This is a genomic window from Psychrobacter sp. Pi2-52 (assembly GCF_904846705.1).
GTDB lineage: Bacteria > Pseudomonadota > Gammaproteobacteria > Pseudomonadales > Moraxellaceae > Psychrobacter.
In genome coordinates this window covers 65,344-85,782 of sequence record NZ_CAJHBS010000004.1, presented here as the reverse complement: position 1 = coordinate 85,782, position 20,439 = coordinate 65,344, and the positions used below count along the sequence as shown (strand labels likewise).

General features: G+C 43.9%; 20 protein-coding genes. 9 read left to right on the top strand and 11 right to left on the bottom strand.

Annotated features, from left to right (window positions below; translation table 11 throughout):
• Nucleotides 1-10 precede the first annotated feature (10 nt).
• The 3 genes from trxC to JMY00_RS03675 all read right to left on the bottom strand — a co-directional run bounded on the left by trxC (nucleotide 11) and on the right by JMY00_RS03675 (nucleotide 2,224).
• Nucleotides 11-448: a thioredoxin TrxC gene (gene trxC / locus JMY00_RS03685; RefSeq protein WP_160022393.1), complete on the bottom strand. Its 438-nt coding sequence runs from the start codon at nucleotides 446-448 to the stop codon at nucleotides 11-13.
• A 123-nt stretch (nucleotides 449-571) separates the two neighbouring features.
• Nucleotides 572-1,192 carry a class I SAM-dependent methyltransferase gene (locus JMY00_RS03680; RefSeq protein ID WP_201579171.1) on the bottom strand — a complete coding sequence of 207 codons (621 nt, stop codon included), beginning with the start codon at nucleotides 1,190-1,192 and terminating at the stop codon, nucleotides 572-574.
• A gap of 159 nt (nucleotides 1,193-1,351) precedes the next feature.
• Complete coding sequence (locus JMY00_RS03675; protein ID WP_102091850.1) at nucleotides 1,352-2,224, bottom strand: MBL fold metallo-hydrolase; 873 nt, start codon at nucleotides 2,222-2,224, stop codon at nucleotides 1,352-1,354.
• Between the two features lie 378 nt (nucleotides 2,225-2,602).
• Between JMY00_RS03675 and JMY00_RS03670 the strand changes: the two genes are divergently transcribed.
• From JMY00_RS03670 to JMY00_RS03645, 6 genes are all read left to right on the top strand, one after another.
• On the top strand, nucleotides 2,603-2,890 hold the full coding sequence (locus tag JMY00_RS03670; RefSeq protein ID WP_201579170.1) for a metalloregulator ArsR/SmtB family transcription factor: 288 nt from the start codon (nucleotides 2,603-2,605) through the stop codon (nucleotides 2,888-2,890).
• 46 nt (nucleotides 2,891-2,936) lie between these two features.
• The gene (locus JMY00_RS03665; protein WP_201579169.1) at nucleotides 2,937-4,640 is read left to right on the top strand and encodes a SulP family inorganic anion transporter; all 1,704 of its coding nucleotides are present in this window, start codon (nucleotides 2,937-2,939) and stop codon (nucleotides 4,638-4,640) included.
• Nucleotides 4,641-4,886: 246 nt separating this feature from the next.
• Complete coding sequence (locus tag JMY00_RS03660) at nucleotides 4,887-5,213, top strand: sulfur transferase domain-containing protein (RefSeq protein WP_057761519.1); 327 nt, start codon at nucleotides 4,887-4,889, stop codon at nucleotides 5,211-5,213.
• 63 nt (nucleotides 5,214-5,276) lie between these two features.
• Nucleotides 5,277-5,609 carry a TIGR01244 family sulfur transferase gene (locus tag JMY00_RS03655; RefSeq protein ID WP_057761521.1) on the top strand — a complete coding sequence of 111 codons (333 nt, stop codon included), beginning with the start codon at nucleotides 5,277-5,279 and terminating at the stop codon, nucleotides 5,607-5,609.
• A gap of 377 nt (nucleotides 5,610-5,986) precedes the next feature.
• Nucleotides 5,987-6,844 (top strand): bile acid:sodium symporter family protein, encoded by an 858-nt coding sequence (locus tag JMY00_RS03650; protein ID WP_201579168.1) that lies wholly within the window; start codon nucleotides 5,987-5,989, stop codon nucleotides 6,842-6,844.
• A gap of 198 nt (nucleotides 6,845-7,042) precedes the next feature.
• Complete coding sequence (locus JMY00_RS03645; protein WP_201579167.1) at nucleotides 7,043-7,801, top strand: glutathione S-transferase family protein; 759 nt, start codon at nucleotides 7,043-7,045, stop codon at nucleotides 7,799-7,801.
• A gap of 84 nt (nucleotides 7,802-7,885) precedes the next feature.
• On the opposite strand, the gene JMY00_RS03640 is transcribed toward JMY00_RS03645, so the two are convergent.
• Both JMY00_RS03640 and ahpF read right to left on the bottom strand, forming a co-directional pair.
• On the bottom strand, nucleotides 7,886-9,334 hold the full coding sequence (locus tag JMY00_RS03640) for an alanine/glycine:cation symporter family protein (protein ID WP_201579166.1): 1,449 nt from the start codon (nucleotides 9,332-9,334) through the stop codon (nucleotides 7,886-7,888).
• Nucleotides 9,335-9,591: 257 nt separating this feature from the next.
• A complete protein-coding gene (ahpF, locus tag JMY00_RS03635) occupies nucleotides 9,592-11,169 on the bottom strand; it encodes an alkyl hydroperoxide reductase subunit F (RefSeq protein WP_201579165.1) in 1,578 nt (525 codons plus the stop codon).
• Nucleotides 11,170-11,608: 439 nt separating this feature from the next.
• Between ahpF and JMY00_RS03630 the strand changes: the two genes are divergently transcribed.
• Nucleotides 11,609-11,857 carry a DUF465 domain-containing protein gene (locus JMY00_RS03630; RefSeq protein WP_057761532.1) on the top strand — a complete coding sequence of 83 codons (249 nt, stop codon included), beginning with the start codon at nucleotides 11,609-11,611 and terminating at the stop codon, nucleotides 11,855-11,857.
• Between the two features lie 192 nt (nucleotides 11,858-12,049).
• Here JMY00_RS03630 and ahpC read toward each other — a convergent pair whose 3' ends face one another.
• Nucleotides 12,050-12,616: an alkyl hydroperoxide reductase subunit C gene (gene ahpC / locus JMY00_RS03625; RefSeq protein ID WP_201579164.1), complete on the bottom strand. Its 567-nt coding sequence runs from the start codon at nucleotides 12,614-12,616 to the stop codon at nucleotides 12,050-12,052.
• A gap of 268 nt (nucleotides 12,617-12,884) precedes the next feature.
• On the opposite strand from ahpC, the gene JMY00_RS03620 reads away from it, so the two are divergent.
• A complete protein-coding gene (locus JMY00_RS03620) occupies nucleotides 12,885-13,796 on the top strand; it encodes a hydrogen peroxide-inducible genes activator (RefSeq protein WP_201579163.1) in 912 nt (303 codons plus the stop codon).
• 40 nt (nucleotides 13,797-13,836) lie between these two features.
• Nucleotides 13,837-14,508: a hypothetical protein gene (locus tag JMY00_RS03615; protein ID WP_201579162.1), complete on the top strand. Its 672-nt coding sequence runs from the start codon at nucleotides 13,837-13,839 to the stop codon at nucleotides 14,506-14,508.
• Here the strand turns inward: JMY00_RS03615 and JMY00_RS03610 are convergent.
• The 5 genes from JMY00_RS03610 to JMY00_RS03590 all read right to left on the bottom strand — a co-directional run bounded on the left by JMY00_RS03610 (nucleotide 14,486) and on the right by JMY00_RS03590 (nucleotide 20,410).
• Nucleotides 14,486-15,088, bottom strand: a complete 603-nt coding sequence (locus JMY00_RS03610; protein WP_201579161.1) for a methyltransferase domain-containing protein — start codon at nucleotides 15,086-15,088, stop codon at nucleotides 14,486-14,488. The two genes, JMY00_RS03615 and JMY00_RS03610, sit on opposite strands and share 23 nt — an antisense overlap.
• A gap of 204 nt (nucleotides 15,089-15,292) precedes the next feature.
• Nucleotides 15,293-15,826, bottom strand: coding sequence for a M48 family metallopeptidase (locus JMY00_RS03605; protein ID WP_201579160.1), 534 nt, complete (start codon nucleotides 15,824-15,826; stop codon nucleotides 15,293-15,295).
• Between the two features lie 216 nt (nucleotides 15,827-16,042).
• Nucleotides 16,043-17,605 carry a DUF1513 domain-containing protein gene (locus JMY00_RS03600; protein WP_201579159.1) on the bottom strand — a complete coding sequence of 521 codons (1,563 nt, stop codon included), beginning with the start codon at nucleotides 17,603-17,605 and terminating at the stop codon, nucleotides 16,043-16,045.
• 3 nt (nucleotides 17,606-17,608) lie between these two features.
• On the bottom strand, nucleotides 17,609-18,760 hold the full coding sequence (locus tag JMY00_RS03595; RefSeq protein ID WP_102091839.1) for an imelysin family protein: 1,152 nt from the start codon (nucleotides 18,758-18,760) through the stop codon (nucleotides 17,609-17,611).
• Nucleotides 18,761-18,829: 69 nt separating this feature from the next.
• On the bottom strand, nucleotides 18,830-20,410 hold the full coding sequence (locus JMY00_RS03590; protein ID WP_201579233.1) for a di-heme oxidoredictase family protein: 1,581 nt from the start codon (nucleotides 20,408-20,410) through the stop codon (nucleotides 18,830-18,832).
• Nucleotides 20,411-20,439: the final 29 nt, after the last annotated feature.

Here is a 20,439-nt window from a genome sequence, read left to right as displayed (position 1 = left end):
CTGACTAATACTACGACTGTAAGCTTTGCACCCATTGGATGATTTGATGACTTGGTAGCGCGCCTGATTGTCGAGCGACTTCCTGACCATTTCTAAAAGCAACCATCGTTGGCAAGCTGCGAATATTGTAAGGCGCGGCTGCCTGCTCGTATTTATCCGTTTGTACCTTTGCAAAGACCACCTGCGGTAATTGGCTAGCAGCGCTCTTGAACTCTGGCGCCATCATGATGCAAGGCTGACACCAGCTCGCCCAAAAATCTACGATAGTCAGTACATCGTTCTTTTGGATAACCTTATTGGCTGTTTGCGCATTTAGCTCATGTGGACTGGCAGTCAATAATGGCTGGCCACATTTACCGCACTTTGGCGCAGCGCTTAGTCGTGCAGCAGGCACACGGTTGGTTGCTTGGCAATGTGGGCATACTAGATGAAAACTTTGCTCACTCATTATTTAATTCCTATTCTAATTATTTTGTTATTTCAAATACTGTTCATGAACCATTTTATATAAAAGCTAGTTACGTTGATTGATTACATGAATAATTTTAGCATAGTTAATTATGCTCATCTTTTATGCGATTTGCTGTGCCACACCGCTATACACATAGCTCATCGGTCGTGGGCCGGGCAAATACGCTTCGCTCAATTCATCAATAGCAAATCCACCTTCTCTGATAAGCGCCGGAATATCGCGATCTAAATGACACCCACCTGCTATAGGCTTCCAAAAAGGCGTCAATCGATGCTGCCAACGTTCAACAGAAGAGTCTGGTGCCAGTCCATGCTCACAAAATAATAATCGACCGCTAGGTTTTAACACACGTGCCATTTCTCGAAGCGCCGCTACTGGGTCATCAATACTGCACAAGGTAAAAGTCATTACAATCGTATCAAACTGATCTGTATCAGCATGGATACCTTGTACATCGACAGCTATCACTTCAACCGGAATGCCAATGTTAGCTGCACGCTCACGAGCCAGCGACTGCATTTGAGCCGCTGGATCCACACCGATAATAGAAGAGACTTTATTAGCATCATAAAACTGCAAATTCAAACCGCTGCCAATGCCAATCTCCAACACCTTACCGAGCGCTTGCGGAACAATTTTAGAGCGCGCTTTCATCACATTACCTGTACTACAGGCAATATCTATCATCTTTGGCAACACATAGCGCTCGTAAGGGTTCATTGCTCTCTCCAGTTATTGCCGCACTTAGCGCTTGCAGGTAGTCATACATAGCATCTAAAAATGGACAGTCTACAGGTTAGCATTCTTATAGATATCAATCATACGATACTTACGTAGAGCTGCATCGGGTAATGATTTTCAGTTATTAAACTGTTTAACTTATCCACCGAGGACATTGATCGGAACTTTCAAATAACGCGTACCATTATCTTCTGGCTCGGGGAAATGTCCTGCATCGATATTGATTTGTACAGCAGGAATGATAAGGCGAGGCATATCTAGAGTCGCATCGCGGCGCTCACGCATCTGCACAAACTCTGCTTCATTTATACTGTCCTTGACGTGGATATTTTCTAGTTTTTGTGCGGCTACTGTCGTCGTTGGGCAATGCTGACGGCCTTTGCTTGGATAATCATGACACAGATACATGACCGTATCTTCAGGAAGTGCTAGCAGCTTTTGAATAGACTGATAAAGCGTTTTGGCATCGCCGCCAGGAAAATCGCAGCGCGCTGTACCGACATCAGGTGCGAACAATGTATCTCCAACGAATACCACTGTTTTTTCATCATCAGCGGCTAGATAGGCCATATCAGCACGCGTATGTCCGGGTACATACATCGCAGTGATAGTAATGTTGCCAAGCTCTAAGGTCTCGCCTTCGTCTGTCAAAATATCAAACTGGCTGGCATCAGTGCGGAAACTCGTGTCAAAGTTAAAAATTTGCTTAAAGATTTTTTGTACTTCGGTGATATGCTGACCGATGACTAACTGTCCGCCAAGGCTTTCTTTTACATGAATAGCCGCTGATAAATGATCTGCATGCGCATGGGTCTCAATAATGTACTTGAGCGCCCAATCTTGCTCACGTACAAACTCAATCACTTCATCGACACTACTGGTATTGGTTCTGCCTGACTTAGCATCGAAGTTCAGTACAGGATCGACAATGGCGCATAATTTTTGCTCAGTATCAGCAAGTACGTGGGTATAGGTTTCTGTATCGCTATCTAAAAAAGAATGAACTTGCATGGCAGTCTCTTTGATTATTTATACATAAGTTATTTATACATATTTTGGACATAGGGATTTTTATCTCTAATTAACCCTTAAGTATGATATTCAGTCGTATATAATGCGTTCCTACGACTTATCTGATGCCACCAATATAACAACCACTATACAATTTATCAATTTATATAATGTAATTAATGATAACTTGCTATGTGGCATGATATCATTGATAATCAACTATATATTGTTCAAAACATCATGGTATTTGTTACCCTCTAATGTAAGGAATTTGTTCTGACTACTTCTATTTCAGCCGAAGGTACACCTACTCGCAGTACCACTGACGATATATCATCTGATACTGCAGATTTAGTACCTGCCGATCTTGCCAAGCAAATGCAGCAAGCATCGCTACAAGCCAGCCAACTACTAAAGTCGCTATCGCACCCTGATCGCCTACTTCTTCTCTGCCAATTGACCCAAGGCGAATACTGTGTCGGCGAGCTGGAAGACTTGGTCGGGGTTGGGCAGCCGAGCTTATCGCAGCAATTGGGTATATTGCGTAAAGACGAGCTAGTCACCACACGCCGCGAAGGGAAGCAAATTTACTATAGTATCGCAAGCGAGGATGCGCTAGCTGTACTCGATCTACTGTATCAACGTTTTTGTGCCAAAGCAGAATAACGCTGCCCTCGCCTAATTATTTGTACTATCTACTGTGGTGATTGATATGTCCTCTATCGTCGCTCGTCTGATTCCAGCTTGGCTGCGTCAATACCAGCTCTCAGCGTTGCCGACTGATCTCGTCGCAGGCATAGTGGTGGGTGTGTTGGTCATACCGCAGAGCCTAGGTTACGCAGTGTTGGCAGGACTGCCACCTGTCTATGGCCTATATGCAGCGATCGTACCTGTCCTCGTTTATGCGTGGCTCGGCTCTAGCAACGTGCAAGCCGTAGGTCCCGTTGCCATTACCGCCATCATGACAGCCAGTGGCCTACTGCCTTATGCTGAGCAAGGCACTGAACAGTATGCACTGATGGCCAGCCTATTGGCACTAATGGTAGGTGCACTGCTATGGATTGCAGGACGGTTAAAACTTGGCTGGATCATGCAGTTTATCAGTCGCGGTGTGTCCGCAGGGTTTGTAAGCGGTGCAGCGGTTCTTATATTTGTCAGTCAGCTCAAATATCTGACAGACATTCCGGTCACTGGCAATAGTTTGATTGGGTATTTGACTACCATGCAACGCTATGCCAGCCAGCTGCATCCATTGACCTTAGCTATCGGTATTACCGCATTTGCGCTATTGGTTGCCAATCGTTATGCAAGTGAGTGGATATGGCAGACGTGGCTATCATCGTCGTATGCCAAATGGGCAGAGCGCTTATTTCCGCTTATTTTACTTGGCATTGCTATCGTACTCAGTATGGCACTGCATTGGAGCACACATGGCGTTGCGACCATCGGTCTTATTCCACAAGGTCTGCCGAGCTTTACGTTACCGCATATCTCTGATCTACAAGAAGCGCTGAAGCTTTTGCCGACAGCAGGGTTAATGGCACTGATTGTGTTTGTGTCGAGCAGTTCAGTTGCCAGTACCTATGCTCGCTTGCGTGGTGAGAGTTTTGATGCCAATCGTGAACTGACTGGACTGGGTCTGGCCAACCTGTCTGGTGGACTGTTCCAAAGTTTCGCGGTTGCGGGTGGCTTTTCGCGTACGGCTATCAATGCCGACTCAGGCGCGAAGACACCGCTTGCCAGTCTCGTTACCGTACTGGTAATGATTGCCGCGCTTATAGCCTTTAGCAATGCGTTAGCCCCTCTACCCTATGCACTACTGGGCGCAACCATCATGGCCTCAATCATTGGCCTGATAGATATCACGACCTTAAAGTCCGCATGGCAGCGCGATCGCTTAGATGGCGCTAGTTTTTTGGCCGCGTTCGTCGGTGTGCTTATATTTGGTCTAAACACGGGACTGGTCATTGGTCTAATGGTGTCATTCGCCAGTCTCATCTGGCAGTCGAGTAAGCCGCATGTGGCTGTCGTTGGGCAGTTGGGCGGTACAGGACATTTTCGTAATATCAATCGCCATGACGTCGTAACTTTTAGCAATTTATTGATGTTGCGTATTGATGAGAGCCTGTTCTTTGGTAATAGTGAATCTGTACATCGACGTATCCTCAATGCCATGCAGCAATATCCCGATGCCAATGAAATCATCTTGATTATGGCCGCCGTCAATCATATAGATCTGACCGCTCAAGAAATGCTTTGTACCTTAAACCACGAATTGGCGTTACAGAGCAAGCGCTTACATTTCAGCTTTATCAAAGGTCCTGTGATGGACATCATCGGTCACACCCCATTGATTAGTGAGCTATCAGGGCAGGTCTATCTGAGTACTTTAGATGCTGTCGATGCATTAAAATAATCTATATTTTGACCACAACAAAATAGCTGCGACAGCCTTAACATTAGTTCTCGCTCAACCTCAATTACTATTGTCGCCTACAACACAATATCGCTACGATAGCGCCTGTGTTATGCTAGACGCACTAAATAGGAAATCAATTAACCTAGAAATCGGCCTAAAGAATGCTGATTTATAGTCCTTTGATATTCTTGGCCCAACCATCAATAATAAATATACTTTAACAAATATAACTGAACTTATTTTATGACCGATGATTTAACGATTTATAAGCAAATATACCCAAGCCAATGCGTTAAGATTGCTGAGCTTGGTTATCGCTCAGTGCTTAATATTCGCCCAGATGCCGAGATTGAAACACAGCCTAATAGCTGCGATTTGGCAACGGCTACCGAACAGGCAAACCTAGCGTATCAGCATCTACCGTTTGATGATGAGCGCCTAAGTATGCTGACGGTCGAGCAGTTTGCCGATTTCTATCACTCAATGCCCAAACCTATATTGATGTTTTGCGGTACTGGGGCACGTGCCAAGCTACTGTACCAAAGCGCATTGATGCAAGGCCTGTTATAACAACCATCGCTCGAACTAACACGTTTTATAAACCCAACAACACCAATAAAAAAAGGAGCTCTTATGAGCCATGAAGTTAGCTTTACCGGACAAATCACGCCTGACCAAGTGCCTATGATTGCCGAAAATGGTTTCAAAACCATTATCAATAACCGTCCTGATGGTGAAGAGCCAAATCAGCCAACCAGTGCCGAAATCGAAGCAGCAGCCAAAGAAGCTGGTCTTGCTTATAAAGAGATTTCTTTTGCAGGTAATGAGCTGAATCAAACTCACGTCGAAACGTTTGCAGATTTCTTTAATCAAGCTGAGCAGCCAATGCTGATTTTTTGCCGCACGGGTAACCGCTCAAACGGTATCTATGAAGCAGCCAAGCAAATGGATTTACTAGACGACTAGTGCAGCATAAGTAGACTAGAAAGTTAGCGTATTTAGCCCACAGAATCTTGTGGGCTTTTTACTGTGCGTATCATTATGCTCAAAGTGTCATTAGCCACAAACAACTCAATCACTACCTAGTCACTGCCTAATCACCTCCCGATAGCTTCCAACAACCTCAATAATCACGACAAGTGGGTTACTATACGAGCGTAATACCGCTATTATCATTTGATAGACTTGATCTGGCTTAGTGGTTAAGGCACCTCATTAGCTAGACAATTAAATACCAAAACACATGGAATGTGAGCGGCTGCATGGTGACAAGGTTGCCCCGCTGCTATTTACTTTCAAAACGCCATCTTGATATGGCATTTTAGTTTTACAAGGAATGTTTGATGAATAATACCGCGCTAGCATTGCTGCCACTAGCCCTTGCCTACATTATGTTCACTCTAGGAGCAGGGCTAAAACTTAGTGATTTTAAGGTCATTGCCAAATATCCAAAAGCGTTCTTTGTTGGCTTAATCAATCAAGTTGTGTTGGTACCGTTGGTTGCGCTGGCAATCGTGTTAGTGACGGCTCCGCCACCAGCGATTGCTTTTGGGATTATGCTAATTAGCTTTTGCCCCGGTGGCGTCACTAGCAACATGTTGACCTACTATGCCAAAGGAAATGTCGCGCTCTCTATCGCATTGACTGGTGTGGTCAGCATACTATCGGTCATTACATTGCCTATCTTAATTACGTTGGCTTTTGATCATTTTATGAAAGATCAGGCGAACTCTATTAGCGCGATAAAGATTGGCCTAGTCATGTTCTTATTGACCACATTGCCAGTATCTCTTGGTATGCTTGCTCGCCACAAATTTACTGACTTTATGGTACGTCGCAGCAGTCTTCTAAACGGCTTGGCCAGCGTGTTTTTTGTCTTAATTGTCTTTGCTGCTATTGCCTCTAACTGGCAACTACTACAATCACAGTTCACTCAAATTGGTTTAGAGCTAATCTTTATCATTGCTATTTTATTCGCTATTAGTATCTTGATCTCTAGAGTCCTAAAGCTCAGCTGGTTTGATACCAAAACCATCTCGATAGAAACCAGTATCCAAAATAGTACAACGGCTATTACCTTAGCCCCTATCATCATGGGTGTGAGCACACTGCCCGTTATCGCGCTGCCTGCTGCTTTGTACGGTGTGCTGATGTATGTCGTTGCGCTGCCCGTTATTTTCCTAATCAAAAACAAAAACTGATTGTAGTAAGTACGAGAAATAAAAATAGCCCTTCTCAATAAGTGCTCGTCTAAATAAGTGCCCGTCTAAATATTAGATGGGCATTTATTTCGGAATAGGATTTACATGATAGAAATATAGCTCGGGTTATAGACTGGTCAATGCTCAACATTGAGTACATAATAAAATGCTACTGTTATCGCTTAATAGGACTCTATGATGCAAAAACCGCTATTAATTATTGGTAATAAGAACTACTCATCTTGGTCGCTACGAGCGTGGCTATTGCTCAAAGCATTCAATGTTGATTTTGATGAGCAACTTATTGAATTGTTTCACCCATCAGCACGTCCAACGCTCGAAACGCATTCACCAACGGGTAAAGTACCTATTTTAGTCTATGGTGAAAAAGATAATAAAGTAACCGTTTGGGACACCTTAGCGATTGCTATGCATGTCAATGAGTACTTTACGGATATTGATATTTGGACAGGTATTGATAAATCTAACGCTAAAAAACAGAATAATAACCAAAGTAGAATAAATAGCGCCTATTGCCAAAGCATCGTGGCTGAGATGCATTCAGGATTGACAGGTATTCGTAACGAGATGCCGATGAATATACGAGCAACGGCTAAGATACAACCAAGTAGTGCTTGCTTAGTAGATATCGCTCGTATCGAAGACATCTTTGCCGATTGTTTAAAAAATCGCTCAGCAGACAGTTTCTTATTCGAAGATTTCACAGCAGCTGACGTGTTTTTTGCTCCAGTGGTGCTGCGATTACAGACTTATGCTGATGCATCCAATATTACTTTGCAGCCACTGACCAAGCAGTATTGCCAAACCATGCTAAATCATCCACACATACAAGCGTGGCAACAATCAGCACTGACAGAGACTCGTATTATTGAAGAAGATGAAGCAGGCGAGATCATGTCGATAGCTGGCGTATTGGCGAATAACCATTCATTTTAGGCATAAATAATATCTTGCATAAAAAAACCACTTCAACTCAGTTAAAGTGGTTTTTTCTTTCATGACAAGTAAAGCGTACGGTTACTATTGTTTTTGGTCTAATGCCTCTTTTACCGCTTTTTTGCCCCATGCGCTCAGATCAAGATCCAGTTTTTCATACTCTTGCGCATCGAACAACGGCTCTTTAATCCCTGATTTTAACTGACTTGCAAAGTCGTCAAGTAGACGCTTAGCTCGCGGAAATAACATTATCAAGGCCAATAAGTTTGCTAGCGCTAGCACGCCCATCAACGGATCAGCAAAGAAGAACACTGCGGTTGCTGCAGGAGCCACTGCGCCCAAGAATAATACCGCAATCACAACAATTCGCAAAATCAGAGTCGCCATTTTGATATTCTTTTTGATCAAGAAATTAATGGCATTTTCACCCATATAATAGTTATACATGATAGAGCTTAGGGCAAATAACAATATCGATATGGTCAGAATATACTGCGCCCAATCCCCAAGCTGGGTCGTTAGCGCCTGCTGTGCCAGTACAATACCATCGACTTCAGCACCTGGTTGATACACGCCGCTCAGTAAAATCATAAATGCGGTGGCACTACATACGATTATCGTATCAATAAACACAGACAGTGACTGCGAGATACCTTGACTAACAGGATGAGTAGCGTAAGCAGTGGCGGCAATATTAGGTGCAGAACCCAAACCTGCTTCATTAGAGAATAAACCACGCTTCATGCCTTGCTCAATCGCCACACCAATACCACCGCCCACGACAGATTCAATGCCAAAAGCATTTTTGACAATCATTACCATCAGTGCAGGCAGTTCTGTAAAGTTAAATGCAATAATAATAAGTGCCATACTGATATAGATTAATGCCATAACAGGAATGACAACGTCGGCTACTTTTGCAATGCGCTGAATACCGCCAAAGACAATAAATCCACCTGCAATCACCAGAACCAGACCCGTTATCCAGCGGTCAATCCCAAAGCTTTCAAGCGCTGAGCCTGCTACTGTGTTGCCCTGGAACGCCACAAACCCGATAGAAAAAGACAGTAGTAACGAGATCGCATAGATGACGGCGAGCCAGCGATAGTCTTTACCTAACCCATGTAAAATATACGTCGCAGGGCCACCGCGAAAGTTACCATCATTATCTCTACGCTTATAAAGCTGCGCTAAGCTACACTCGACAATACTGGTCATCATGCCAATTAAGGCCACAACCCACATCCAGAATACCGCTCCCGGTCCTCCTAAAGAGATGGCAACCGCAACACCAGCAATGTTACCGCCGCCTACACGTCCACCGATAGAAACGAGCAACGCCTGACGGGCAGAAATCCCGTCGTCTCCTACTTCATCCGTTTTGAACACACGGAACATACGTTTAAAATATCTAAACTGAGCGAACCTACCTACAATAGTAAATAATAAACCAAAGATAATTAGCATAGGCACGAGCGCCCAGCCCCACGTTAGATCCCCGACTAGGGCAAAAAAAGCTTCAATGTATTCCATGCCTACTTTCCTTATAGTTCATGACGCTATGTTAGGTTTTATTGCATACATTATTGCATCGACAACACCAGTTTGTAATGCAAATGTCGAATTTGTAACGTAAATACTGATATTTTCTGAGTAAAATCGCGTTATTTGTTTACTTAAGAGTCCATTTTCTAAATATCAGGATTTTTTATATAGACATATTTATGCAATAGCACAAAAAAACCACCTCAACCGAGGTGGCCTTTTATACTGAAACTAAACCGAACAGCTTACTGCATGACTAGGTATTCAAACGCTGACAATGCTGCTTTACTACCTTCACCCATCGCAATGTTAATCTGCTTAAATGGTACGGTGGTTACATCACCACAAGCGAAGATACCTTTACGATCTGTACGGCAGCGCTCATCGATTTCGATCTCACCAAAGCGGTTTAGATCAACGAAGCCTTTGATGAATCCGGTGTTTGGTACTAAACCAATCTGTACAAATACCCCTGATAAATCACGCTCATGAGTCTCACCTGTGCTGCGATCTTGGTAGACGATAGACGATACTTTGCCATCAGTCGCTTTGATCTCTTGCGTCGCTGCACCCGTAATAAACTCGATGTTGGTTTTTTCTTTAGCTTTGGTGATCAGTACTTGGTCAGCTTTTAACTCGTCAGCGAACTCGAGTACAGTAACGTGATTGACGATACCTGCCAAATCTAGTGCTGCCTCAACGCCTGAGTTACCACCGCCGATCACTGAGATGTCTTTACCCTTGAAGAATGGGCCATCACAATGTGCACAGAAAGCCACGCCCTTACCGATATTTTCTTCCTCACCCGGTACACCAAGCTTTCTCCACTGAGCACCTGTCGCCAAGATAATACTACGAGTATTAAATGTCTCACCAGTGTTTAGGTGGATACTGTAGTTCTCTTCTTCAGTCTCGCCAATTTCTTTGACGCTCACATGCTCTTTTAACGTGATGTTGTATTCGGCCAAGTGCTTAACAAAGTTGGTCGATAAATCTGTACCATTGGTTAGCGGCACTGAAATCAAGTTTTCGATATCTTGCGTGTCTTTCACCTGTCCACCGATACGGTCAGCGACCATTGTAACTTTTAAGCCTTTACGCGCTGTATAAATAGCAGCAGCCACACCTGCAGGGCCAGCACCGATGATAGTAACGTCTTGCTGCTCTAATTGCTCAGCATCGTCTTCTACTTCTGACAATAAGTCAGGGAACTGCTCTTGCAATTTTCCGATCAATTTAGCAGTGTCGATTAGGCCGTTAGCAAATGGCTTACCGTTCAAAAACACAGCTGGTACGCCTTGGATTTTATTTGCTTCTACTTGCTCTTGGAACAATGCACCATCAATCATTTCATTACTGATACCATCGTTTAGTAGCGCAAACTGGTTCAATGCTTGAACAACTTCTGGGCAGCTATGGCATGACAATGACACGTAGGTCTGGAACTGTAATGGCTTATTAAAGCGCTTAACTAGCTTTTGGATACCTTCATCCAACTTTAGCGTATGACCGCCCGCTTGCAGAATCGCCAAAATCAATGACGTAAACTCATGACCACCTGGGATACCGCTAAATACGATACCAGTATCAACTGATGCGCCATCAATGTGACTGACTACTTTGAAACTAATCGCACTTGGCAAACTATCGTCAGTTGCTTCTGCATCGAAGTTGATTTTGTCTGTCGTTCCAGCAATCTTGGTCAAAAAATCTACCAATTCTGCACGTTTTGCATGCGTACCATTACCTAATACAAAGGTAATTGGACGTGTCATGTTTTCGCTATAGCTCTTAACGGCATCTAATAAATTTTGATCTATCATGTTTGTTCCTCATTATGACTGAATATGTAACGGCAGCTGTCATGCTACGCGTCTAAATATGAAATAGTTGGCGTCGATAATTTTGTATAAAAGGTTATATATAGTGGGCTCTTGCCCTTTGATGTGTCTATTATCAAGCGTTTAGCGAGTTTCGGCAAGCTGAGAAACTCAAACTTTATGTTTTATAAAACCAATCGTTTATTGCTTTAAATAATTAAATACAAATACACAAACAAATGATAGTGATGGTACATGGTCTATTTTTTCGCTACAATCGAATGGTATTGATAGCAATATGCATTATCAATATCGTGAAGTAGCTATCTTTATTACCATTAAACGTTCACCCCTTCCAAAAAAAATCTCACCATCATAAGCGTCTTAACCATAACGTGCTTACGCTTATTCTAAGCTTGCACTAAATAACAAGGATGACAACATGACAATGACAGACACATGGCAAGATCACAGTGATATTATCGATGAGCTCAAGCAAAAGGACACGCATTTTGCGAGTATCTTTGACGAGCATACGACTCTAGATAGGCAAATTAATAAGCTTGAAAACGATGTGGTCAAGCATGCCAGTCGCGACGAAGAAATCGAACAGATGAAACGACGAAAGCTACAACTCAAAGACGAGATTTATAAAACCATTGATAAAAATAAAGCACAGTCTCGCGCTTAATAAAGCATAGTCTCGCGCTTAATATTGCGTTTATACTTAGAGATATGCTGAAAAAATAATACTAACAATATCTATGCTTAAGACGTAAAAAGACCCCATCAACTTATGTTAATGGGGTCTTTATTTGTAGCACTGACTTAAATCAGACGTTTAAGATACAGCGCTACTTTTATCTAAGTATAAAATATCTACTTAGATTTTACCAACTAGGTCAAGACTTGGCTTTAATGTGTCGCCGCCTTGTTCCCAAGCTGCTGGGCAAACTTCGCCATCGTTTTCGCGAACATACTGTGCTGCTTTCACTTTACGTAGCATATCTTTCGCGCTACGGCCGATACCGCCAGCATGGATTTCAGCGACTTGGATCAAGCCATCAGGATCTACTAAGAATGTACCGCGCTCAGCCAAACCTGCTTCTTCAATCATGACGTTGAAGCCACGAGTGATTTTACCAGTAGGATCGCCGATCATTGGGTATTGTACTTTACCGATAGCTTCTGAAGAATCATGCCATGCTTTGTGCGTGAAATGCGTGTCAGTAGATACTGAGTATACTTCAACACCAAGACCTTTTAGCTCGTCATAATGAGAGGCCATGTCTTCTAGCTCAGTTGGGCAAACGAACGTGAAATCAGCTGGGTAAAATAGGAAAATCGCCCAGTTGCCTTTTACGTCTTCTGAAGTGATGGTTTTGAACTCACCGTTTACGTATGCATCTGCTGAAAATTCTGGGATTTCTTGATTGATGATAGACGCCATGGTTGGCTCCTCTATAGTTAAGTAAATTGGAAATTAATTATATGGTTTTTTCAATTAGCCCTCTAGCTCTCTGGGCTACCTGACAAACTATACGCGAATTCTATGGTTAATCCAGTTAAAAGTTTTTAATGTGATGTTTTGTTTTATTAAACTTGTTAAACTATTATCTCTACATTTTATCATTGGTGCTCAATTGGTAATTTGCTACCTTATAAAGGTTGACCAAACATAATAAATTGCATTAAAAACCCACTAACAGAGAGGTTTTATGATTACTTTACGACAACTTGAGTTTGCCCTAGCCGTCGCCAAACATCGTCATTTTAAACGTGCGGCTGAAGATTGCAATATCTCGCAATCTGCACTAAGTTTGGGTATCGCAGAATTAGAAAAACAGCTAGATACTCAGATTTTTGAGCGCAACAATAAACAGGTATTGATTACCCCTATCGGTCAAGACATCCTCACACGGGCGCAGCGAGTGTTTTCTGAGGTCAGCGATTTGACCACGCGTGCTCATAGCCATCAGACGCCGCTTGCCTATCCCATGACTGTCGGTATCATTCCGACGATTGCGCCTTATTTGCTGCCAAAAGTACTGCCTGCGCTGCGTGCACAATATCCAGAGTTCCGTATGACCATCGTCGAACAACAGACAGAGCGTTTGCTTGAACAGGTACGCTACGGTCATATCGACACCGCTATTATTGCGCTACCTTATGCGGTAGATGGGCTACACAGTTTTGAGTTTTGGAGTGAAGACTTCTTTGCTGTATTTCCAAAAGATGACATACATGCCAAGCTTGAGACCATCAATGCTGACGAACTGGCAACTGCCAACCTCATGCTACTTGGTGAAGGACACTGCCTAACTGACCAGACCCTGTCTGTTTGTCATTTCGACCGCGCACAAATGAAATCAAGCTTCTCAGATGCCAGTTTAAATACTTTGATTCAAATGGCACTTGCCAATATGGGCACAACGCTAGTGCCTGAAATGGCGCTCGATCAGCTACACCTGCAAAACCAGAATGCCGTCGCCATACCACTAGCTGAAGAAGGGCCGCATCGCCATATTGCCTTTGTCACCCGTCTGAACTATGCGCGTGTCGATGATGTTAGCTTGCTTGGTGAGGTGTTTAATAAAGCATTTAAAGATGCGGTAGCTAATAAAGAATAATCAAACCATTTTTACCATGTGCATAGTGAAAAAATGACATATGAAAACTGTCTCAAATAAGCATGATGAGCTTGGCAAGTGCTTTGCACAGCATTTGTCAGCTATGACCAGCGATATCCTGCCAAAGCAAATAGATAGGCTTTGGCAAGATATCGTGTCGCGCTACGGCGAACCACAACGTGCTTATCATACACTCAATCATATTGAGCAGTTATTGGTACAGTTTGAGAATATTAAGCACCATCTTGCTAAGCCACATATCATTGCATTGGCACTGTACTATCATGATGTGATATATGACCCAACACGCTTCGACAATGAGCTAAAAAGTGCAGAGTTTGCGATAGATGCTTTGGGCCCTTATCTAAGCACAAAGCAATGCCAACAGATTCACGTTCTCATTATGATGACGGCTAATCATCAGATAGATATGTTGGTAGACAGGGACAAATATAACGATACTGCGTATCTATTAGATGTGGATTTAAGTATCTTGGGCGCGCCGTGGTCTGCATATGAGCAGTATGCAAAGGCGATACGCAAAGAATATACGCATGTCGCCGATGACAGCTACCGTGATGGGCGCACTGCAGTGTTACAAGGGTTACTAGCGCATCCCAAACTCTATCTGACTGACCATTACTATGAGCAGTTAGAAACGCAAGCTCGAGATAATATTAAGCGCGAGCTTACTTTACTTGCAGCTTTATAAATAGCTCACTACCTTGCCGCGCTGGATGTGAATTATAGCTGGGCTGCATAATATCGATATCAAAATGACTTTGAAAACGCTGTTGGTACTCTTCCTTGCTGCCGCCGAATGGTGGCTCTTCTCGTCCAAAATCCGTGTCAAATAACAATCCAACCAGCTTACCTTGTGGCTTTAACAACCTCGCCATCTGCTGCACGTATTCATCACGTCGCAATGGATTAATCGCACAAAAAAACGTCTGCTCTAGTATCCAATCAAATTGATACTGCTCAGCTGACAAGCTAAAAAAATCCGCACAGATCAGGTGTTCAGAAGGAAAACCAGGATAGCGCTCTGCAAACGTCTCAATCGGTGCAGGGGCAAAGTCAACCAGCGTGACATTGGTAAAACCTTGCTCATATAAGTAGCCCACTTCATAAGCATTACCTGCACCTGGCACTAGTATCGCCTGATTTTTTGTACTCTCAGGTAACTGGTCAATATAAGCTTTGAGCGGTGGTGATACCTGCCCCATATCCCAACCGATGCTGTTCTTCTCATAACGCTGTTGCCAAAACTCCGCCTGGTTGACGTTTTCCATATGACATCCCTGTATATAAACTTGTTAATTAAACGACACGATTTGTACCGTTATTTCTTATAATATCAGGCTTATCCAGGTGTGTCCTTATTTTAAAAATGATAATAAAAATAGGACTTGTTGCTCAGCATAATGAATGTTACGCAGATGATATCGAGATATTTATTAGGGCTATTTAGATAGTTAGATACTTAGATGATAGGTTTAGTCCAGCTGCCCTGTCTTGCCCGCTAGGGTATTATGCCATTGCAAATAATCTGGCATCGCTGTTGCAACCGTTTGCCAAAACGCTCGGCTATGGTTGGCATGATGCAAGTGGCACAGCTCATGAACGATTACGTATTCGGTGCATTCAATAGGATAGGCAGGAAGATAGACTGATAGCCAAATTCGTTTTGCGCGCGTGTTGCAGCTGCCCCAACGCGTGTGCATTTTTTTTAATCGTATTTCATTGGCATAAGTGCCAACGATTGGCTGCCACTTATCAAATAGTGCAGGTGTGACTTCGGAGAGTTGTTGCCGATAATAGGTAACTTTTTTATCAGGACTGAGCGTAAATGATTGCTCTGCACCCCATAATAGAACTGAATTATTAGCAGCTGAAATGTCTGACGAAGTATTCTGTCTACGTCTATACTGTTCTAATACCTGCGGGTGATTTGCAATAGCCCAAGGCACCCGCTTAGCAACAGCATGCAACATTTGTAATGCGCTGACATGCATTGGTGCAGAGACCATCAACGTATGAGGCTTTAAGCGAAAATTGATATTTTTAACACGCTTTTTACTGATGTGTAGCTCGATGCCTACCTGTGCAAGCTGCTGTCTGATTGTATCTAAATTGGTATCTAAGCTAATGCTCTACCTCCTTGGCTGACTATTACTGCTATTCTAGTAATAGTCGTTATTAATAGTCATGCCTGTGCGTCTGTCGCTCTTGCTTAGCGTCACTTATTATAACGCTTGCAAATGGTTGTCAAACGACATCATATGCAGTTGACTGTCTTTGATAATCCGCTCATGAGGTTCAACGTCGTTTACGTCCAACTTTACTTCTGGTAAAGCATTTACTCTTAGCGCTGTTAACTGACCTTGACCATCACTGACAATAAATCCTGTCGGCTCGGTATGTTTATCAATTTTACTCATTGAAGCACTAGAATTAACTAACACCGAAGCCCCTGCACAATCTGGCAGACTTACATCATCAATCAGCTCGCGAGTATGCAAATCATAAATTGCCGCACAGCCACCAATCGGTGTGGTCACACACAGTAGGTTACGCTCACTATCCACCGCCACGCTAGCGATATATTGGTGAAAGCGTTGCCATTGATTGTTTGGCATGGTCAATGGAGTAAAGCTGCCGTCACCACGTTTATGGGTCAGCACTAACGGTACATTGATATGTTTTTCACCTTGGAACTGAATACCGATCATCACTGTGCCGTCATTGTGCATGGCTAAGTGGCGCACACTCATCTGATTATGCTCTGGAGTCACTTGCTCGAGCAGTGTGCCATCGTGACGATTCAAATAAACCAGAGAGGGTCGCATGGTATCTAGATTTAGCTCTTCGCGTGAGGCCTGCTCGGTTTTGATACCACCATTTGCAATGACGAGTGTTTCGCTATCAGGATGCATAATCAGCTCATGCGGGCCGATACCATATGAATCAAACTCTGCTACTTTTTTATAAGCATCATGGGCATCATAGATACCAATTTTACCTGCCAGACTCACCGTGTCATTCTCGGTTACATAGAGCAAGCTGCCATCTAAGCTATAGCAAGCATGACCATAAAAGTGACGGTTTATATCAGCTTTGATCGCATGTTGTACTTGCCCATTTGACGTATTAAGCACCCAAAATCTTTCACTTGGACGACGACCCATGACGACGACATCACGTCTCTGCTCGACATTATTATGCTGAGTTTGAGCTTCAGATACATTGACAGGCAGAGGCTGAACAACGATGTCGTGGACACGCTCAGGCATAGTCGTTTGCCAAACGATTTGTCTGTCAGCATCAATACCTACCACACCAAAGTCATGCTCATTTTGGCTTGATGAGTTCTGATCTTTTGGCAGTGATGCGACGCCACTGACCCAGCTGACTGGTCGTGCTAGCATCGTTGTTGTATGCACAGCAGCATAATTAGGTACATCAATTTTATCATCACCTGCAGCATGATAAGCCTGCTTCCAGGTTGCCGCTGCTTGCTCACAAGCATAACGTAAGCGCAAAAGCTTCGGCGTTGAATCAGGACCAGCTCGTAATACCTGCATCTGCGTACGAATACCCTCCACATAATCTTGTAGACTGGCATCTGGATGCTGCTGCTTACGATAACGATGGTGAATACCGACCAGCGCCGCCGTACCAACTGCTGTCAGCACTGAAGTCGTCAAAAGCTCATGAGCTGACGAAGTTCTCCCAGACCGATTAGACCTATTCATCTGGTCATGAGTCTGGGCTGCTGACGTTGCTGTACTCGCTTCGATAGTAGACATTGTCTAATCGCCATCAGTGCTATTAAACCCCACACGGATACCAAGTGCTGGGATTAACTGGCGTTTAATCAGACGAGTGACATCAGTCAGATGATCATACAACGCTTGTTGGTCGTCCTTACTAGCCTCTGATAAATCTTCTGGCATTTGTGCTAATAATGCAGTCGTATCAGCAAGTGCAGTTGATAGATTATCCGAAACCTTGTTTTCATCATTGCTACCAAGAATAGCCGTCAGTACTGGATCAGTCATGGCTTTATTGATAGTATCTAACTTAGCATTGATGATAGCGCGGCTTTGTCCAGCAGTAGCAGCAGGTAAATGACCTTTTGCTTTACCTGTCAGACCGAGTGGCTGATCAATGGCATTAGACTTCATGGTCTCAATCAATGATAGTAGAGAGTTAATCCACTGATTTAGGCCTCTATCGCTCTCTGCTGTTTTGTCTATCGCCAATAAATCAGTCGCGTTTTGCTGCCAGTTTTTCTCGATGTCTTTTAGACGCGTGCTCAACGCACTACTGGCACTAATCACGTAAGCACACTGACCAGCGTCTAAACTGTCATTGGCAAACAAAGCCTCTTCCAACCCTGGTACGCCTTGTACGATAGCGCTCTCGCCAGCAAGTTGTTCTGGCGTTAGTTTTGGATTGGCAGCAATCAAATCAGCCACGCCACTGTGTACAAGTCCGCGCTCGTCAGGATAGTAGTTGATGTATAGATTGCTCATACTAGCAGTCGCAGGACCAAAGTTGACCATCTCAGCACTTGACCAGGCTTGTGCCAATACTAGCCACTGTGCACGTAATGCTTGTAGCTCATCGCCACTTACTGGAGCTTGGGTACAGTGCTTCTGCGCCAGTTCGTTCAACAGATCGCTTTGCTTGGCTGCATCAGCATACGCAGGAATCACGATATCGTCTGCCACATGCGTCAAATACGTTTTTGCAGTCTCAGGGCTGATATCTACTGCAACGATTTGCTCAGTACTTTCTTTGCTGTTTTCTATTGAGCTGTCAGTAGCTGCACTGTCTTGCACAACTTTTTGGCTGTCTACATCTGCAGCTTTGTTGTCATCGGCAGGTTTGACACAACTGATCAGCAGTCCAGCACTCAATGCAGATAGCGCCATTGCCAAAGCGTGGTTTATTTTCATAGGTTTCTCGGTAATGTTATAGGTAGTAATTTATAGCGTTTTTATACTGATTTTATAATAGCGACTTTATTACAGCGACTTTAGGAACGCATTAAGCTCTGCGCGACCTTGTTTGTCCAACTTCAATACTTGTTGCTTTTGCTTTTCGGCTTCTCCGCCATGCCATAAAACCGCTTCCATCAACGTACGTGCACGGCCATCATGCAAAAACGTCGCTTGAGGATCAACTGTCTGCGCAAGTCCTACGCCCCAAAGTGCTGGCGTACGCCATTCATAAGAGTTGGCTAAAAACTCAACTTGGGCATCTTTTGGTGGTAGCTTACCGGCAATCGTACGATCAGCGAGATCATTGCCCATATCATGCAATAGCAAATCTGTGTAAGGATAAATCACTTGTCCATGCTGCTCAAGATGATCATCGTCGGTTTTTGGCAACTGATATCTTGGCGTATGACAGCTTTGACAACCCATGTCATAAAAACGCTTTTTGCCCGCTAGCACAAGCTTATCATCTGCATTACGGCGATGCGGCACTGCTAAATTGCGAGTATAAAACTCTACAAATTTCGCTACCTCATCGTTTACTTCAACAGGTGATTTACCATTGCCCTGTTCATCAGCACCTGTCGCTGCATTTAGGCATGCGGTCTGCGTTGGCATACAGGATTCGTTAGGACGGATGTTCGACGTCAGACCCATGTCTTCGTTAAAGGCACTTTGGTTTTGGGTGATAAGTTTGGTTTGACCCGCTTTCCACCCAAATCGTCCAAGCGCACGCTTGCCCGTTTGTGGATCCGTCACCCAGTTAAATTTACCACTGATATCACCATTACTACTGTCGCTGGCTTGCTTTTTAATGTCATCGTCAGGTATTTGCTCTAGTAGCCCAAGCCCAATCATCGGTAGCGCCACACGCGGCGATACCATCATGTCATCGTCAAAAGCACCGTAACCAGGTTTGGTCAAATTAAACGTTGGCGCACGTAGTGTCTCGACATATCCGTCAGCAAAGGTAACTGGTGTGTCTGTCCACTGCACCGCAATTCTCGCTTCAGCAGGCACGCCCTGAATACCACGATCTTGTAGCTGGCCACCATACATAGGATGAGCCACCTTTTCAATTAGCGAATCCTGTAGCTGCTGGCGCTGCTCATCGGTCGTCGCTGGCATAGACAGACGAATCAATAAACTATCAGCATCGTCATCGGCAGTCATCGGCGCATGACCTCGCCCATCTTTGACATGACAAGACTGGCAAGCGGCCACATTGAATAATGCGCCCAGTCCATCACGACTATCAGTACTAGCAGGTGCGACGACCCACGGCTGCTTGAAAAACGCGTTACCAATAAAGAATGATCCTTTACGAGAAGCAGCTAGGTTTGATGAGGGCTTCGAGTAGCTCTCAGCACTGCTAATGCTAATACCAGAGTCACCGCCCTGCTTGATCTCTTGAGGGTCAAAGCTCACCAGTTGCTGCATCGGCACGCCCGCCAGTGTTTCTATATTTTTGGCGTGTTCAGATGACAGCGCTTGGCTGTTTTCACTGCTGCTTTCATTATTTGAGGCCTGCTCTGAAGTGTTATCAGAAACATTGTTAGAAGTGTCGTCAGAAACGCTATCAGATGGTTGACACGCACTGATAGCCATTGCACTCGCGATAATTAGCGCAAGCTTAG

What these genes read in the sequence shown, in the direction of transcription:
- JMY00_RS03650 (WP_201579168.1), top strand. Translation starts at nt 5,987, where the DNA reads ATGAATAATACCGCGCTAGCATTGCTGCCACTAGCCCTTGCCTACATT.
- JMY00_RS03665 (WP_201579169.1), top strand. Translation starts at nt 2,937, where the DNA reads ATGTCCTCTATCGTCGCTCGTCTGATTCCAGCTTGGCTGCGTCAATAC.
- JMY00_RS03645 (WP_201579167.1), top strand. Translation starts at nt 7,043, where the DNA reads ATGCAAAAACCGCTATTAATTATTGGTAATAAGAACTACTCATCTTGG.
- JMY00_RS03620 (WP_201579163.1), top strand. Translation starts at nt 12,885, where the DNA reads ATGATTACTTTACGACAACTTGAGTTTGCCCTAGCCGTCGCCAAACAT.
- ahpF (WP_201579165.1), bottom strand. Translation starts at nt 11,169, where the DNA reads ATGATAGATCAAAATTTATTAGATGCCGTTAAGAGCTATAGCGAAAAC.
- JMY00_RS03670 (WP_201579170.1), top strand. Translation starts at nt 2,603, where the DNA reads ATGCAGCAAGCATCGCTACAAGCCAGCCAACTACTAAAGTCGCTATCG.
- JMY00_RS03615 (WP_201579162.1), top strand. Translation starts at nt 13,837, where the DNA reads ATGAAAACTGTCTCAAATAAGCATGATGAGCTTGGCAAGTGCTTTGCA.
- JMY00_RS03675 (WP_102091850.1), bottom strand. Translation starts at nt 2,224, where the DNA reads ATGCAAGTTCATTCTTTTTTAGATAGCGATACAGAAACCTATACCCAC.
- trxC (WP_160022393.1), bottom strand. Translation starts at nt 448, where the DNA reads ATGAGTGAGCAAAGTTTTCATCTAGTATGCCCACATTGCCAAGCAACC.
- JMY00_RS03680 (WP_201579171.1), bottom strand. Translation starts at nt 1,192, where the DNA reads ATGAACCCTTACGAGCGCTATGTGTTGCCAAAGATGATAGATATTGCC.
- JMY00_RS03590 (WP_201579233.1), bottom strand. Translation starts at nt 20,410, where the DNA reads ATGGCTATCAGTGCGTGTCAACCATCTGATAGCGTTTCTGACGACACT.
- JMY00_RS03660 (WP_057761519.1), top strand. Translation starts at nt 4,887, where the DNA reads ATGACCGATGATTTAACGATTTATAAGCAAATATACCCAAGCCAATGC.
- JMY00_RS03605 (WP_201579160.1), bottom strand. Translation starts at nt 15,826, where the DNA reads ATGGTCTCTGCACCAATGCATGTCAGCGCATTACAAATGTTGCATGCT.
- JMY00_RS03655 (WP_057761521.1), top strand. Translation starts at nt 5,277, where the DNA reads ATGAGCCATGAAGTTAGCTTTACCGGACAAATCACGCCTGACCAAGTG.
- JMY00_RS03630 (WP_057761532.1), top strand. Translation starts at nt 11,609, where the DNA reads ATGACAATGACAGACACATGGCAAGATCACAGTGATATTATCGATGAG.
- JMY00_RS03610 (WP_201579161.1), bottom strand. Translation starts at nt 15,088, where the DNA reads ATGGAAAACGTCAACCAGGCGGAGTTTTGGCAACAGCGTTATGAGAAG.
- JMY00_RS03600 (WP_201579159.1), bottom strand. Translation starts at nt 17,605, where the DNA reads ATGTCTACTATCGAAGCGAGTACAGCAACGTCAGCAGCCCAGACTCAT.
- ahpC (WP_201579164.1), bottom strand. Translation starts at nt 12,616, where the DNA reads ATGGCGTCTATCATCAATCAAGAAATCCCAGAATTTTCAGCAGATGCA.
- JMY00_RS03595 (WP_102091839.1), bottom strand. Translation starts at nt 18,760, where the DNA reads ATGAAAATAAACCACGCTTTGGCAATGGCGCTATCTGCATTGAGTGCT.
- JMY00_RS03640 (WP_201579166.1), bottom strand. Translation starts at nt 9,334, where the DNA reads ATGGAATACATTGAAGCTTTTTTTGCCCTAGTCGGGGATCTAACGTGG.